Consider the following 15,805-nt stretch of genomic DNA (forward strand, 5'->3'; position numbering starts at 1 on the left):
AAGCCGCCATACCATGCCTCTGTGTTGAAAGGCATCATATGGCGGCTTACTTTTAATGGGTATAGGCAGCTACATTGTCGGTATCAACCGCATCATGCAGCGAAGCATTGAGCCCGCTCGCAATAATGTTGGCGATGTCCTCGATAAATTGGTCAATCTCCTTCGGCGTGACGAGCAAATCATGGCCGAGCGGGTGAAGCACCTCTTTGACGAGCTGCAGCCGCTCCTGCTCCTCCAACTGGTTCATGATGCCAAATACCTGATTGCTGTCGCCCTTGTTCGTTTCAATGTGCTGACGCATCAGCTCAAGCGTATTATTCACAATTGTAGATGCATACACGACTGTCGGGACCCCTATAGCAATTACTGGAATCCCTAAAATTTCCTTGGTCAGCCCTTTGCGCTTATTGCCGATGCCAGAGCCGGGATGAATGCCGGTATCGGCAATTTGAATCGTCGTGTTCACTCGTTCCACCGCTTTGGAAGCAAGTGCATCGATGGCAATAATGACATCGGGCTTCGTCCTTTCCGCAATGCCTTGAATAATGTCGCTGGACTCAATGCCGGTAATGCCTAATACACCAGGCGCAATAGCACTGACCGCGCGATAGCCAGGCGCAACCTGATCGGGCATCAGCTCAAAAAAGTGGCGGGTCACCATTACGTTCTCCACGACAATTGGGCCCAGTGCATCCGGCGTCACATTCCAGTTGCCAAGTCCGACAATGAGCACCCGTGCTGTCTTGCCGACTCCGATGCGTTCAAGAAAAATCTCAAAATGCTTGGCGAACATCGTCGCAACCCGGTTCTGCAGCTCCGTATCCTGCGTACGCAGTCCTGGAACCTCCAGTGTGACGTAGTGACCCTGCATTTTGCCAATTGCCGCGGCCCCTTGCTCATTTTGGACATGAAGGCTTGTAATGACGATGCCATCCTCATCTTGGCGCTCGGAATGGATGCCCGGAATGACGCCGCCCGACTGCTCGGCCATTTCTTTTGCTTCCAGCGCCAAATCCGTTCGAACGTTGTAAGCTTGCAAATCAAGTTGTCCCACCGCATACCCTTCTTCCTTGAAAAAATAAATGCTTTCTGCCATTAGTGTTCGCAAGCATTTGGTTTTCATGCGTGCTATTGCTTTTTGGGTATACGCGTGATAATATATTTTAAGTTGTGTTATCCAGAATTATAGCGTATGCTAAAGATTGCCTGTGCATATTTCGTAGGAGGTGAAACTCGATGCCAAACATTAAATCCGCAATTAAACGCGTCAAAACGAGCGAAAAACGCCGCGCTTTGAACGCTTCCCAAAAATCCGCGCTTCGTACGGCTGTTAAATCTGCTGACCAAGCTATCGCCGGCACTGATGTAGCTGTTGCTAAAACAGCTCTAATCGCTGCGACGAAAAAATTGGACAAGGCGGTTACTAAAGGCCTGATTCATAAAAATGCGGCTGCCCGCAAAAAATCTCGTCTTGCTAAAAAGCTTAACGCTATTTCGGCGCAAGCTTAAACCGTCCTTGAACATACAAAAAAGCTGTCTTCCGGTTATCCGGTTGACAGCTTTTTTGTGTGTATATGATGTCGTCGCTGGCCTCTATGCCATCCGCTTTGGGGCGCCAAGCGATAATAAATAAAGCTCAAGGCCAAAGTTTTTATCCAATTGCCCCGTCTTCATCTTATAATCCAGATCAGCAATAGCGGATAGCAATGCCCCTAGCCGCGACGTTGAAAACTTCCGGCACTTCTCCGCAGCCAGCTTGACCGCATAAGGATGAAGTCCGAGCTGTCCGGCCATTTGCTGCGGCGAATAGCGATGCTGCTCCAGCTCTTTAATTTGCAGCATGATTCGCAGCTGCCGTGCAATCAGCGCCGCGATTTTTATCGGCTCCTCGCGTCTGATAAGCAATTGTCTATACAATCGCAGCGACCTGTCCACCTGCAATTCCGCAATTGCATCCACCAATGCGAATACATCCTCTTCCACAGTGGACACCGTCAGCAGCTCCACTTCCTCTCGTCCAATCTGACCGCCAACACCGGCGTGCAGACAGAGCTTGTCCACTTCTAGTGCCAGCTGCTGCATATGAGCTCCGACCCGTGACAGAAGCAGCTCAGCCGCCTCAGCATCCAGCGTGCGTTTCTGCTCAGCCGCCCGGCGGATGGCCCAGCCCTTCAATTCAGATGCATCCAGCTCTTGAAAAGCAATGAGCGCATTTCGATCCTTCAGCTGCTTGACTAGCTTGCGCCGTTCATCCAGCTTCTCCGCGTGAATCAGAAACAGAATGACCGTAGTTTCAGAAGGATTCTCTATATATTGCTGCAAGCGGTCGGTGCGATGGTCCAGCTTTCCCCCCTCTTTCCCGCCAGCCGCAAATACGACGGCATCCCTCACGATGACCAGCTTACGTTCAACAAAGAAGGGCAGCGTCTCCGCTTCCAGTACAGCCTCATCCAGCACACTTTCTGCTGTATCGAATTTGACGATGCCCAGCTCCCGCTCATCAGCGGTGAACATCGCGTCCGCAAGCGTATCGGCAAACTGCTGAATTCGGTAACGGTCTTTTCCGAAAACGACATATACAGGGCGAAATCGCTTGCCCTTAATTTCCTTCAATGCTTCTTTCCCATCCAAAGGTTGTTCCTCCCTACCTTCTCCTGTGAACGGCAACAAAGGGATGAGCCCGATCGGCTTCATCCCTTTGTCCCTGAACATCTATATAAACATCAGCAGAAAGATCCATGGCTTCTCCTTCTGCTGATGGTCATACGACGATCAAGGCTAACACGTCGCATCTTCTCTCCACTCTTTACCATACGCAGCAAGAGCGGGAAGTGTGCATACACCTGTAGACCTTCAACTAAAATTAATGTGCTGCTTTGTCATCCTTGAGCGTATTCAGATCAACTGCATATTTTTCAATGCCGCCCGATTCCAGATGAATTTCATAATTCAATATCTTATTGTCCTCCGACCAGCTCAAATTGGCGATCTGGCCGTTTTTGCGCGCCGTTTCCAACAGCAGCTTATGGTCGCTTACCTCATAAATCTTAATGGCATAGCCAACAATCTCAGCCGAATAAACGCCGTCAGCAGAAACCAATGGAACGGTTGCAAGAGGAGCCTTCTCTGATTCGCCTGAAAGGCTTTCCAATGGTTTTCCATCCTCCTCAGCAGGAGCTTGAGAAGTACTGGTGTCTGTACCCGTGTCAGACTTTGCATCATTGAAATCTGGAGCAGTAAGGCCAGAAGCCGAACCAACATCAGAAGTTCCAAATTCACTGCTGTTATTGCCAGTAGCGCTTCCGCCATCTTGATTTGATCCATCGCCATCTTGTCCGGTTACGTTCTTCTTAAGACTCATGCCCGTATCAAGCGATTCTGATTTCACTTCACCCGAAGTTTGTGGATCAGTAGCCACAAATTGCCTGACCGCCGACGTGTCGTAATTGGCTATAGGGCTGTCAGCAGCAGTAGCGCTTGCTTCCGTCCGGCCCAAGTCATTGTTTGATTGCGACCCATTAAACCAGCCTGCGTTATAGGAAACGATAAATGTGCCCGCTACAAGGCACGCCGCAACGACGCCTGTAAGTTGCCGAAGTTTCGACGAAGCTCCGCGCGCCGGTGTCCTCCTCCGTTTGGGCGTTGCCGTCTCTTGTGGCTCCACAACAGAGCCAGCCGCTTCGAATGAAAGCTGCTCCAATTGAGGCATAATAGCATCCACAAGGCTGTAGCTTGGCGTTACATGAGGCAGATTTTCCAATTCCGCAGACAAATTTTTCAGCCGCTCAAACATTGCTGCGCAGTCCGGACATTGCTTGAAATGGTTTGTCATGGTTGCTTTCTCGTATTCATCAAGGTCGCCGTCAAGCTCCCTTTGCATATATTCCATCACCTCTTGACAGTTCATCCCCGGACACCACCTTTCTGATAATCATGTAGTAACGTTTGAAGCTGCTGTCTGGCTCTGAATAAATAGGATTTAACTGTGTTTAGGGGCAAATCCAGAGACTCAGCTATTTCATTGTAGGAAAAATCCTGCAAGTATCGAAGCACGACAACAGCGCGGTGATGATCGGGTAGCTTATCAATAGCGTTACGGATGTCTTGAGCTGCGTAAGCGGACAAAACTTCATCCTCTACATTTTGCTTCTCGTGAAACACCATATCATGCTCATCAATGGACACTGTCGGCTTGTTTCTTCTAAACTTGTCAATACAGATATTCGTTACAATGCGTTGAATCCATGTTTTAAATTGGGCTTTTTCTTCGTATGAGCCGATTTTGGTATAAATGCGAATGAGTGCCTCCTGTGCCGCATCCATTGCATCCTGCTCGTTGTTTACTATATAGTAGGCTGTCCGATAAACATGTGTTTCAATCTCTCGCAATAGAGTAATCAATGCATCGCGATCTCCCGACTGAGCGGCTCTAATAAGGCCAGGCTCCACCACGAAGGATCCCCCTCTCTTGCAACCTCTCTGACGAGCAGGTTACGTAAAATGTTGCAAACCTTCGTACAAATTCATTTTTTATTTTAGCCACAAGGCCCATATTCCGATTTAAACAAGCGTACTCCACACTCAAGAATATCAAAAAAAGCAAGCACCGTATATAGCAAGTTCATGACTGTGTGGAGTTAGCCGATTTTTTCTTTTACACAGAGGACTTCTCCAGAAAAGCATATAAGTTAAGATTTATTTTGCCAAAGCGCACTTCACAGCATTCAGCCGGAAAGAAATCCTTTCCGCCCACGCATGCCTTGAGCTTGTCCAAAATGTTATTGATGCTGTCCTTATCGAGCTTCAGAATTAGGCCCGATTGCGCGTAATGGAGACTTTCGTCTTCGCTAACCTGTACAAGCCTTAGCTCATTTACCTTTTTACTGTTAATTTGCGCAGCTTCACTTAGAGCAATTGTCGCTTCCTCCCCTGCAAGCATTAGGCAGAGGGCTTCACAAAGCTCTCTTGCACCATTTATATCGAATCGGATATCAATGGCATATTTTCCGGCTCTGTTTATTTTTATCATCGAATTCACACTTCCTTGCCTTAATCTCCTGCCGCTGCTTATGCTCATTTTACAGGATCATTTCAAAGAAGCCTACTCCGTGGTTCACTCCACTCCGCTTTTCTTTGTTTATGCCTATAATATGATAGAAGCGTATAGCTTGATGCATGCGCTAAAAATGAGCAGAAAGCTGCTGAGACATACCGCTTTTTCAGGGTGCATATGACAATCTGAGCTGGCTCACTGCTCACTGCTCCTTGCTTAGCGTTTACTTGACGCAAATGTCCGCTGTCGATTCAAAGCTGGGAACCACATGCTGCGATTGTTGCTGAGATCATTATAATTGAGATCACTGTAGCCGAGATCAATGTGGTTAGTTCACTGCGGTAGAGATCACTGTAGCCGAGATCAATGTGGTTAGTTCACTGCGGTTGAGATCACTGTAGCCGAGATCAATGTGGTTGAAAATACTGTAACTTAGATCATTGTAGTTGAAAACACTGCGGTTGAGAATCTACGGCTCGGGGCGTGCGCTCCTTTTTTGGCGGACTGAGATTCCGCTATTTTGGGTTTTGATCCGATTTCAGACCTTAAGCGGACAGGAAATCCGTTAATACCCTCTTTATCGCGACAAAATGGCCATTTGCAGCACATTAGCGGCTCCTGAGTCCGCCGCTTGTGCTATACCCTTGATTCTGTTGAATTAGCTGCATCTGTGTCCGCCTAGTCCAGCTTTGTACAGGGAGTAAGCCACTTGAACGCAGAACACCCAGCTGCCTTTCGGTACGTAAGTCCACATTTATAAGCGATGACATTACCATCAATAGCGGGAATACTTGTGACTTTAAATTTGATCTGAATCTGGATTTGGATCTGGATATAGCTCACTTATCATTACATACACGCCTAAACTATAAGCACTTTTATTAAAAATTCTCCTTTTTATGATTGTGTTTATTGTCATTGAATATCAATTCCCCTTATCCATCGTTCTGACCAATAGCCTCTCCGATGCCGCCCGATATTCAATTTCACCGTCCTGATCCGTTCGGCGCACCTCGGCTCCGGCTGCCTTCAAGCGTCCCAGTACATCGCCATGAGGGTGGCCGTAGCTGTTTGTCGCACCTGCGGAAATCGCCGCACTCAGCGGCTGCCAGCGTTCCAGCCAATTGGCAGCAGTCGAATAACGGCTTCCATGATGCGCTACTTTAAGCACATCGACTTTGGCGCAGCAGGCCGAATAAAAGGCTGGATTTTCATCCATATCGGCTAGCAAACGCTCCTCCGTCTCAAACCCGATATCTCCCGTCATTAGAAAAGTATAATTTTTCATCGTCAAATAAAGGACAACACTCGCTTCGTTCTGCTCCTCGATCTTCTTGATTTGCATGTTGCGAATGCTGCTCCGTTCCGCGTGGACAACGGCAGAGGGCCATAGAACGGTCAGCTTTGTTTGCTTGCCCATTTCCCACTCCTGCCCCGCCTCAGCCCGGTACATTGGAATCTCATGCTGCACCGCATAAGCAAGCAATTCCTCTGCATCAGGAGAATGCTTAATACTGCCGTTCCATAACAGCCCTTTGACTGGGATCGATTCCATAACCGCTTTAAGCCCCTTAATATGATCACTATCCAAATGAGAGACGATGAGCAGATCAAGTTGATGGACACCGCGCTTCATTAGCAGCGGGGCGATGACCTTTTTGCCTACCTCAAAAGGGTCCTTGCGCGCTCGCCACTCCTCGCCATCCTTACGGAAAGAAACCGTTCCCCCACCGTCGATCAAAAGATGCTTCCCTTCTGGTGTCCTGACATAAATAGAGTCTCCCTGTCCAATATCCAGCACATGAACGCGGCCCTCGCGATCAAATAGGTCAGGATAATAGGCGAAAAATAGCAGGGTTAGCAGCAGGAGGAAGGATGAAAACAGGCTGCTGGGATAAAGAAGCGCCATCGCAGAGGTTGTACTTGGAAAGCCTTTAAATCCTCGAGATGATTTGTGGGGAGCAATGATGCCGCCCGTTCTATGTATGGATGGAAGCTCGTGGAGCGGCTGCGTTTCCAGCTCACTATTTTCGCGACCAGCAGCATGGCCTTCATGCTCTATATCTAGCTCCTGCTCAGGAGAAGCTGAGGATTGGCGCACTGGAAGTGCACGGAATAGCAGCGCTAAAGCACCATACCAAGCCGCGATCCACCATAGCGGTGGAGTCGCCCAAATCGTACGAAATAAATCTGCCTTGGCGAGCCAGTCCACAAGCCAAAATGTCCAGTTATTAGCGTAGACACTCGCCCATGCGAGCAGCTTGCCGCCTGATGGCCAAGCCATATGAATGAACAGTGCAGCTCCGCCTAACGGCATAATAATAAAACTGATAAATGGCACAAGCAGTAAATTAGCCGGAAGCGACAGCAAATGGAATTGGTTGAAATAATAAATGGAAACTGGAAACGATACAGCTTGCGCTACGACGCTGACGGCGGTCAAATCGAGCAGCGCTTTTCCCCGCTTCCAGTCAGGCATAGCACGCCTTACAGGAGGGACACCAAGAATAAGACCGAGCGTCACGATAAACGAAAGCTGGAAACTGACATTTTCCAAATAAAAAGGATTTATCGCCAGCATAATAACGGCCGCGGCCGCCAATATATGCAGGCCATCCTTCAGCTTGTGCATGCGCGCAGCCAACAAACCGAGCATGCCCATCACGCCGGCCCTCACAACCGAAGGCGAAGCGCCGCTGAGCAGCACATAGAAGGGCACGGCAAAAACGAGCGTCAGCAGCAAGCGCTCCCGCGTCATGCGGCATAGCCGTAAAATCAGGCCCAGCGCGTAAAGGAACACCGCGACGTGCAGGCCTGATATGGCGAGTATATGCGTTAAGCCGAGACGAGCGAATTGCTGCATGAGGGAGGGATCAAGGTTATCCGTGATCCCGAGGACGAGGCCTTGCATGTAGCCGGCTTGCATGCCCGGGTACATGCCTGTTAGTCGTGCGCCAAGCCAAGCGCGCACGGTGTCGACGCGGCCGAGCAGCGCGGCCGCGGTCCAGGGCGGGCCGGGCGCGATGTCGATCGCGCCCGTGCCCGTAGCTTGAAGCAGCCAGTGGATATTCTGGCTGCTCAAGTAGCGGCGGTAGTCGAAGCCGCCGCGATTAGCCGGGCCAGCGGGCTGCGCCAGCTGGCCCTTAACGTCAACGACGTCGCCGCGCCGCCAAGCAGCGGCGACCTCCTGCTGCGGCTGCTCCTCGAGCCGCAGCTGCACAAGCATCCGCTCGCCGCCGAGCTGGCGCGGCGAGCCAAACCCCGCTACGCTGGCGGCATCGACCGCCAGCTCAAAGCTTGCCCGGTCGCCGTCAATCTCGACGACCGACACAATCGTCCCGGACGCTTCAACCGCTATCGCAGCGTCCGACCCCTGCGCCTCTGCGGCGCGCAGCACGTCCAGCAGGCCAGTCACATTGCGGGCATCCGCCCACATCCGTTCCCCAGCTGCAAGGACGAAGCCAACTGCACATACGGCTGCCAGCTTTCGCGTCAGCCGTCCCGACAAAACCAGCGCCAGGGCGGCTACCGCCACGCCGCCCGCCGCCAGTGCAGCTCCTGCGCCGCTCAACTTCGCGCCGCTTGCGCAGCCTGCCACAAAACATACCGCGAACCAAAGCAGCGGTCTTCTATTCATTTTCAATCACCTCTTCATTTTGTCTTGAAATCGACTTCATTTTCATGTAAGCAAACTGAGACAGCCCCGCATAAACGGCTGACGCCATCCTCTGGCAGCTAAAGCTCGGTACGCGGTGGAATACAAATCATTAATAAGCTCAAACTTTTAAACACCTATATTTGCAAAAAAAGCACCTCTTATCACATGCAGATGCGCATGCGATAAGAGGTGCTTCCTCTCAAAATAAACAATTATTTTATCTTCTTTGCTCTTGCTCTTGCTCTTGCTCTTGCTCTTGCTCTTGCTCTTGCAATATTCTATTTCTGTTACTGTTTAACTTTTAAAGGCTGTTCATTTTTTATCATTATTTTTGTTCTGTCACTGTTTATGTTCCGTCACTGTTTATGTTCTATCACCATTCATTTTTATCAACGCTGCATCTATGGCTGTTGCACTCTCTCTTCTTAGCCTAGTTCTTACCCACTATAATCCATAGCTCTAACCGTCTCTACCCACATACAAAATCAAGAAATAACCGACATTCCCGCCTGCGGCGGCGGTTCATAGCCTTCCAGTAAACGAAAAACAATGCCTAAGTGCCCCATCAGCGTCACAACCTTCTCGCTGTCTTTCGGGTAACCGCGGTGGTAAACAACCTCTTTAATCCCACTGTTCGCGAGCATATTCGCGCAAGTCCAGCAAGGCTGGTCTGTTACATATACCGTTGAGCCTTCACGGTCAGCTCGATCGGTAAACAGCAGCAAATTTTGCTCCGCGTGGATCGTGCGAATGCAGCGCTGCTTTTTAACCATTTGCTCCGCACCATTTTCCTGCTTAATTTCCCATTCTTCCGCAATCATACAGCCCGCTTCCGAGCAATCCTGAACGCCCATTGGCGCTCCATTATATGCGGTGCCAAGCAGCTTTTTGCCCTGCACCAGTACAGCTCCCACATGCCGCCTCGGGCAGCGTGAGCGCGTCGATACCATATAAGCAATGTCCATAAAATACGTATCCCAGTCTTTACGTTCGGCATCTTGCCCTACTATTGCCATTGTTTCAGCTTCCTCCTTGATGCTCGTTCAAAATAATCGTCAGCCACAATTGCTATTAAAAATACACGATATATTGGTTTTTCATAAAATCCGGCTGCTGCCTGTTATTTTCTCATACTTAAGGATTGGCGACAATGCTGTCTTTCATGCCCTGAAGCAGCTTAGGGCCGATTCCCTTCACTCGCCGCAAGTCATCGACCGATGTGAACCGCCCATTTTTCTCTCGATTTTCAACAATCGCTTTAGCTTTGGCTGGTCCAATCCCTTTCAGGCCATCAAGCTCCTCAGCTGTCGCTCGGTTAATATCCAGCTTGCCCGAATCCGTCGACGACGTCGCTGCCCCTTCACCCGTCTCGCTTTGCCCCGCCCCAACAGCGCCGCTTCCGTTGCCTGCTACATTTCCATTCTCATTGCTATTCTGACTGCTAATTCCATTGCTAGTTCCAGCCCCAGCTTCTGCAGCTCCTCCAGCGTCGACACTTTCCCCATCTTGTATCATCTTCTCGGCACTTTCTACCCCAGATGAGCTCGTTCCCTCTGCTATTCCCCCAGCAGCAGACTTCCCACTTCCGTTTCCCCCATCTCCGCCGCCGCTTGAGGACTGTTTTCCACTACTGCCATTTGTCGCTGCATTCACCTGCCATCCTTCTGCATCCGCCTGCTTCCCTAAGCCGCTACCCTCTCCAGCCTCGCGCTTCACCCCAGCAGAACCGGATTCACTGCCTTGCTCTGGCGGCAATGCCGCTTCCACAGCCTCATTTAGCGTCGTCCACCCACTTGGAGCCTGCTCCTTCGGCATAAATATAGCTGCTCCAAGCAGCCCACAGGCGAGCAGCAAACAAACCGCCATAATCGTCCGCTTAGCATCCGAACTTTTCCCATATTGCTTCTCCTTCGCTCGTTGCCTCATCCTTTACCCACACCTTTCGCTATGAATAACCGCTCCAAAAAAGATAAAAATCGTTGACATAACTGCCAAGTTGTCAGGAATACGGTAGAAGAACAGGTAAACTGCGAATAGGCTTACTTCGCCTTAAAGCCTGTTCCACTTCGGAAAATCATCACAGCTTACACAGCAATTCAATCAGGCCCCAACAAGGCCGCTTCCATTTCACAACCTCACAACGAAGGAGGTCATCGCATGAAAGTTGGATTTATTGGAACGGGAACGATGGGCAGTCTGCTCATTGAAGCATTAATCGCTTCGGGAGCGCTGGAATCCGATCAAATTTCCGTCAGCAACCGCACTTTCGCCAAAGCACAGGCACTCGCTGACCGCTATGCCGGACTTCAAGCAGAAGCGAGCAATGCACGTGCCGCATTTGGCAAGGATATTGTGTTTCTTTGCATTAAGCCGCATGAATTTAAAAAGGTCATCGACGACATAGCGTCTGTCGTAAGGCCTGAGCAGCTGCTAGTTTCGATTACAAGCCCGGTTCTGCTCTCGCACCTTGAGGAAGTAGTGCCCTGCAAAGTGGCCAAAGTCATTCCGAGCATTACAAATCATGTATGGAGCGGCGCTTCCTTATGTATTTATGGCTCCCGCATCCACAGCGAAGACAAGGAACGGCTCGAAGCGCTGCTCGCCTTTATTAGTGAGCCGCTGCAAATTGATGAATCCTATACGCGAGTCGTATCGGACCTGTCAAGCTGCGGTCCAGCGTTTATTTCCTGTCTGCTGGAGCAGTTCGTAGACGCAGCGGTTGAAGAGACGGGCATTGATCGCGAGGAAGCGCTCAAGGTGGCCAGCGCCATGCTGCTCGGAACAGGCTTGCTCCTGACTGAAGGAGGCCTTACGCCAGCTGATGTGCAGGCGCGGGTAGCCGTCCCCGGAGGCATTACCGCACAAGCTCTGAAATTGCTTCGCTGTGAGACCGATGATGTATTCAAACGGCTTATCCGTACGACTCATGCCAAATTCCATGACGATGTCGCCAAAGTTTCCATATCTTTCTACGGCGAAGAGGTGAACGGTCAATAGCTGTTCTTCAGCTAACTGACCGTTCACCTCTTCATGTGGCTACCGTTTAATTGGCAACGATATTGACGATTTTACCTTTTACAGCTACAACCTTGCGGATGGTTTTGCCTGCAATAAGCTCCTGCACCTTACCTAGTTCCTTCGCAAGACGTTCCATTTCGGCTTCATCGGTGTCTGCCGCTATCGACAGGCGCTCAATGATTTTTCCATTAACTTGAACGACGATTTCAACCTCTTGGTCAACCGTCCAAGCCTCTTCCCATACCGGCCAGGACTCATAAGTAATCGTCCCTGTTCCGCCCAGCTTCTCCCACAGCTCTTCCGCAATATGCGGCGCAAGCGGGGACAGCATTTTTACAAAATCAGCCATTGCTTCGCGTGGCAGCACTTCGGTTTTATAAGCTTCATTGACAAAAATCATCAACTGGCTGATTGCCGTGTTAAAACGCAGATGCTCAAAGTCATCGGTTACTTTTTTGATCGTACGGTGCCATGTGCGCTTGAATGCCTCGGTTGTTTCAGCGTCCGTAACTTTCGAACTCAAGCTGCCATCATCACCGATGAACAGGCGCCATACACGGCTTAGGAAACGGAAAGATCCTTCTACGCCGTTCGTGTTCCAAGGCTTCGTTGCTTCCAGCGGACCCATGAACATTTCATACAAACGCAGCGTATCTCCGCCGAATTCCGATACAATTTCATCGGGGTTAATGACGTTGCCGCGGGATTTGGACATTTTCTCATTGTTCGTGCCCAAAATCATCCCTTGGTTAACGAGTTTATGGAAAGGCTCCTTCGTCTCAACTACGCCCAGATCATACAACACTTTATGCCAGAAGCGCGCATACAGCAGGTGAAGCACCGCATGCTCCGCTCCGCCGATATACAAGTCAACCGGAAGCCATTCGCGCTGCTTCTCCGGCGAACAAATTTCCTTGTCGTTTTTCGGATCGATAAAGCGCAGGTAGTACCAGCAGCTGCCCGCCCATTGCGGCATCGTGTTCGTCTCGCGGCGTGCTTTCATGCCCGTTTCCGGATCAATCGTATTGACCCATTCCGTTACATTCGCAAGCGGCGATTCCCCTGTACCCGAAGGCTTAATCGCATCTACATCCGGCAGCAGCAGCGGAAGCTGATCCTCTGGAACAGGCTTCATTGTGCCATCTTCCAGATGCAAAATTGGAATCGGCTCTCCCCAATAACGCTGGCGGCTGAACAGCCAATCGCGCAGACGGTAGGTCACTTTGCCATGACCGCTGCCTTTTTCTTCGAGGAAGCTAATCATTTTTGCAATCGCCTCTTCATTGTTAAGCCCATTCAGCAAATCGGAATTTACATGTGCACCGTCGCCAGTGTAAGCCTCTTTGGAAATATCTCCGCCTTGCACGACTTCCAAAATTGGCAGTCCGAACTGCGTTGCAAACTCCCAGTCGCGCGTATCATGGCCTGGAACAGCCATAATCGCACCTGTGCCATAGCCAGCCAATACATAATCGGCAATCCAGATTGGCGTTTTCTCGCCATTGACCGGATTAATCGCATAAGCACCCGTGAACACGCCGGATTTTTCCTTCGCCAAATCAGTACGCTCCAAATCGCTCTTGCGGGAAGCTGTCAGCTGATAAGCTTCAATAGCTGCCTTTTGATCCGCTGTCGTAATTTGGGCAACCAGCTCATGCTCAGGCGCCAGCACGCAATAAGTAGCACCGAACAAAGTATCCGGACGCGTCGTGAACACAACAAGGTTCGCATCATGGCCCTCAATAGCAAACGTCACTTCGGCGCCTGTAGACTTGCCGATCCAGTTGCGCTGCATATCCTTGATGCTTTCCGTCCAATCAAGCTCCTCCAGATCCTCCAGCAGGCGCTCCGCATATTCGGTAATTTTCAATACCCATTGGCGCATTGGCTTGCGTACAACTGGATGGTTGCCGCGTTCGCTTAGTCCATCGATTACTTCCTCATTGGCAAGCACGGTTCCCAGCGCTTCGCACCAGTTAACCGGAACTTCAGCTACATAAGCAAGGCCTTTGTTATACAGCTGGATGAAAATCCACTGCGTCCATTTATAATAATCCGGGTCAGTCGTACTGAACTCGCGATCCCAGTCGTAGGAAAAGCCGAGCGACTTGATTTGACGACGGAAATTGTCGATATTTTTAAATGTAATCTCACGCGGATGCTGCCCTGTATCCAGTGCATGCTGCTCTGCAGGAAGGCCAAATGCATCCCAGCCCATCGGGTGCAGGACGTTAAAGCCGCGCAGACGCTTGTAACGCGACACGATATCCGTTGCCGTATAACCTTCCGGATGACCGACGTGCAGGCCAGAACCGGATGGATAAGGGAACATATCGAGTGCATAAAATTTCGGTTTGCCCGCTTCTTCCTTCGTTGCGAACGTCTTGTTCTCATCCCAATATTTTTGCCATTTCGGCTCTACCATCAGTGGATTATAGCCTTGCGGTTGCTGATCTTGACTCATGAATGTTTCCTCCTTAAGCTTGGTAAAGCAAAATTTCAGCGGCTTCCAAACAAAAAAGCTCCCGCCCCTAGCGTATGATCGCTAGGGACGAGAGCTGTCTCCCGTGGTACCACCCTAGTTAGCCCCCGGACATGCTTTGCCGAGTGCTCACTTGTTGCCTTTAACGCAGGCCATACGGTACGCTTGCGCGCACAGCTCCAAGGTGAGATTCATATCGCTGCAGGTCCGGCTTGCACCATCCGCCGGCTCTCTAAGCCATGCCCCGCGATACTACTGCTCCTCATCAACGCCAAATGTGACATTTTAAGAATTAGTTCCGATTATAATGAAGCTTTCGCGCGATGTCAAGAGATAGCCCCTCCGCAACTTCCCTTTTTATTCCAAAATTCTCACTTCTTGCATGCCAAAATGAACGATGCGTGAACGACAGTCCTTTTTGGCGAGAAAAAGCATTTCTCCTTGCGGGTTGAAAATCCGCTCTCATTTATCCATGGCATTTGCCCCAAGGAGGGGTATAATAGGAGCAGCAAGCTTTTGCAACCTATTACTATTTTCGGAGGAATCGTTATGATGCGTTTTGTAAGCAACAAACATATAACAGACCCTGCGCTTAATTTGGCGCTGGAAGAATATATTTTACGGTCGCTGCCGCCGGAAGACGATTATTTGCTGTTTTATATTAATGAGCCTTCCATTATTATTGGCAAAAACCAAAATACAATGGAAGAAATCAACCCGCGCTATGTAGAGGAAAATAATATCCATGTCGTGCGCCGGCTGTCCGGCGGCGGGGCCGTTTATCATGACGAAGGTAATTTAAATTTCAGCTTCATCATGAGTGACGATGGCCAATCGTTCCATAATTTCAAAAAATTCACCGAGCCTGTCGTAAAGGCGCTAGCCACGCTTGGCGTTCAGGCAGAGCTTACGGGTCGCAACGATATTCAAGTAGGCGAACGAAAAATTTCCGGCAACGCGCAGTTTTCGGCACGGGGCAGAATGTTTAGCCACGGCACCTTGCTGTTTGATTCCGAAATTGAAAATGTCGTATCGGCTTTAAAAGCGAATCCCGAAAAATATGTGTCGAAAGCGACAAAATCGATTCGCAGCCGCGTGGCCAACATTTCCGAGTTTCTGGCAGCACCTATTACAATTGAAGACTTCCGCCAAAGCGTGCTCGCTTCCATTTTTGAAGGCAGCGAGGAAATTCCTTATTACGAGCTGACTGAGGAACAATGGGCAGATGTCCGCGAGCTCGCCCAGACGAGATATCGCAACTGGGATTGGAATTATGGCCGGTCGCCAGCATTCAATATGCGCCAGACGAAGCGGATAGAAGGAGCTGGTACATTCGATGTGCGTCTCCAAGTTGAAGAAGGCCTGATTGTGGATGCCGCCGTATATGGCGATTTCTTCGGCCGTGGCGAGAGCAGCGAATTTGCAAAGCAGCTTATTGGCCAGCGTTACGAAGCTGCTGCGCTCGGCAAGCTGCTTGGCGAGATCGATCTAGGCTATTATTTCGGCAAAGTGACGAAGGACGACTTAATGGGCCTGATTTTCGAATAAAAGCAAAAGGCGCCCGGCTTTCTCTAATTAAGAGAGCCTAGGGCGC

General features: G+C 50.1%; 12 protein-coding genes and 1 other annotated feature. Of the genes, 3 read left to right on the forward strand and 9 right to left on the reverse strand.

The window, feature by feature from the left end; translation table 11 throughout:
- Positions 1-52 precede the first annotated feature (52 nt).
- A complete protein-coding gene (gene gpr, locus ACSR9A_RS14175; RefSeq protein WP_341278437.1) occupies positions 53-1,054 on the reverse strand; it encodes a GPR endopeptidase in 1,002 nt (333 codons plus the stop codon).
- Positions 1,055-1,236: 182 nt separating this feature from the next.
- Between gpr and rpsT the strand changes: the two genes are divergently transcribed.
- Positions 1,237-1,509 (forward strand): 30S ribosomal protein S20, encoded by a 273-nt coding sequence (rpsT, locus tag ACSR9A_RS14180; protein WP_341278438.1) that lies wholly within the window; start codon positions 1,237-1,239, stop codon positions 1,507-1,509.
- An 84-nt stretch (positions 1,510-1,593) separates the two neighbouring features.
- Here rpsT and holA read toward each other — a convergent pair whose 3' ends face one another.
- The 7 genes from holA to ACSR9A_RS14215 form a co-directional block, all read right to left on the reverse strand.
- On the reverse strand, positions 1,594-2,631 hold the full coding sequence (holA, locus tag ACSR9A_RS14185) for a DNA polymerase III subunit delta (RefSeq protein WP_473757795.1): 1,038 nt from the start codon (positions 2,629-2,631) through the stop codon (positions 1,594-1,596).
- 232 nt (positions 2,632-2,863) lie between these two features.
- Complete coding sequence (locus ACSR9A_RS14190; protein ID WP_473757796.1) at positions 2,864-3,907, reverse strand: anti-sigma factor family protein; 1,044 nt, start codon at positions 3,905-3,907, stop codon at positions 2,864-2,866.
- The gene (locus ACSR9A_RS14195; protein ID WP_056029404.1) at positions 3,904-4,452 is read right to left on the reverse strand and encodes an RNA polymerase sigma factor; all 549 of its coding nucleotides are present in this window, start codon (positions 4,450-4,452) and stop codon (positions 3,904-3,906) included. Before ACSR9A_RS14195 ends, ACSR9A_RS14190 begins: the two co-directional genes overlap by 4 nt.
- 202 nt (positions 4,453-4,654) lie before the next feature.
- Positions 4,655-5,029, reverse strand: coding sequence for a hypothetical protein (locus ACSR9A_RS14200; RefSeq protein WP_473757797.1), 375 nt, complete (start codon positions 5,027-5,029; stop codon positions 4,655-4,657).
- Between the two features lie 949 nt (positions 5,030-5,978).
- A complete protein-coding gene (locus tag ACSR9A_RS14205) occupies positions 5,979-8,690 on the reverse strand; it encodes a ComEC/Rec2 family competence protein (protein ID WP_473757798.1) in 2,712 nt (903 codons plus the stop codon).
- Positions 8,691-9,196: 506 nt separating this feature from the next.
- A complete protein-coding gene (locus ACSR9A_RS14210; protein WP_341278443.1) occupies positions 9,197-9,727 on the reverse strand; it encodes a deoxycytidylate deaminase in 531 nt (176 codons plus the stop codon).
- Between the two features lie 118 nt (positions 9,728-9,845).
- The gene (locus ACSR9A_RS14215; protein WP_473757799.1) at positions 9,846-10,637 is read right to left on the reverse strand and encodes a ComEA family DNA-binding protein; all 792 of its coding nucleotides are present in this window, start codon (positions 10,635-10,637) and stop codon (positions 9,846-9,848) included.
- A gap of 231 nt (positions 10,638-10,868) precedes the next feature.
- On the opposite strand from ACSR9A_RS14215, the gene comER reads away from it, so the two are divergent.
- On the forward strand, positions 10,869-11,708 hold the full coding sequence (comER, locus tag ACSR9A_RS14220) for a late competence protein ComER (protein WP_473757800.1): 840 nt from the start codon (positions 10,869-10,871) through the stop codon (positions 11,706-11,708).
- A 46-nt stretch (positions 11,709-11,754) separates the two neighbouring features.
- Here comER and leuS read toward each other — a convergent pair whose 3' ends face one another.
- Positions 11,755-14,193, reverse strand: a complete 2,439-nt coding sequence (leuS, locus tag ACSR9A_RS14225) for a leucine--tRNA ligase (RefSeq protein WP_473757801.1) — start codon at positions 14,191-14,193, stop codon at positions 11,755-11,757.
- An 80-nt stretch (positions 14,194-14,273) separates the two neighbouring features.
- Positions 14,274-14,489: a binding site (T-box leader), on the reverse strand.
- 274 nt (positions 14,490-14,763) lie between these two features.
- Between leuS and lplA the strand changes: the two genes are divergently transcribed.
- A complete protein-coding gene (lplA, locus tag ACSR9A_RS14230; protein WP_473758017.1) occupies positions 14,764-15,759 on the forward strand; it encodes a lipoate--protein ligase in 996 nt (331 codons plus the stop codon).
- The last annotated feature ends 46 nt before the right edge of the window (positions 15,760-15,805 follow it).

This window comes from Paenibacillus sp. R-74696 (genome assembly GCF_055814915.1).

Excerpts from the sequence above, each read along its gene's own strand:
- rpsT (WP_341278438.1), top strand. The coding sequence starts at position 1,237 with ATGCCAAACATTAAATCCGCAATTAAACGCGTCAAAACGAGCGAAAAA.
- ACSR9A_RS14190 (WP_473757796.1), bottom strand. The coding sequence starts at position 3,907 with ATGAACTGTCAAGAGGTGATGGAATATATGCAAAGGGAGCTTGACGGC.
- ACSR9A_RS14200 (WP_473757797.1), bottom strand. The coding sequence starts at position 5,029 with ATGATAAAAATAAACAGAGCCGGAAAATATGCCATTGATATCCGATTC.
- ACSR9A_RS14205 (WP_473757798.1), bottom strand. The coding sequence starts at position 8,690 with ATGAATAGAAGACCGCTGCTTTGGTTCGCGGTATGTTTTGTGGCAGGC.
- ACSR9A_RS14210 (WP_341278443.1), bottom strand. The coding sequence starts at position 9,727 with ATGGCAATAGTAGGGCAAGATGCCGAACGTAAAGACTGGGATACGTAT.
- ACSR9A_RS14215 (WP_473757799.1), bottom strand. The coding sequence starts at position 10,637 with ATGAGGCAACGAGCGAAGGAGAAGCAATATGGGAAAAGTTCGGATGCT.
- comER (WP_473757800.1), top strand. The coding sequence starts at position 10,869 with ATGAAAGTTGGATTTATTGGAACGGGAACGATGGGCAGTCTGCTCATT.
- leuS (WP_473757801.1), bottom strand. The coding sequence starts at position 14,193 with ATGAGTCAAGATCAGCAACCGCAAGGCTATAATCCACTGATGGTAGAG.
- lplA (WP_473758017.1), top strand. The coding sequence starts at position 14,764 with ATGCGTTTTGTAAGCAACAAACATATAACAGACCCTGCGCTTAATTTG.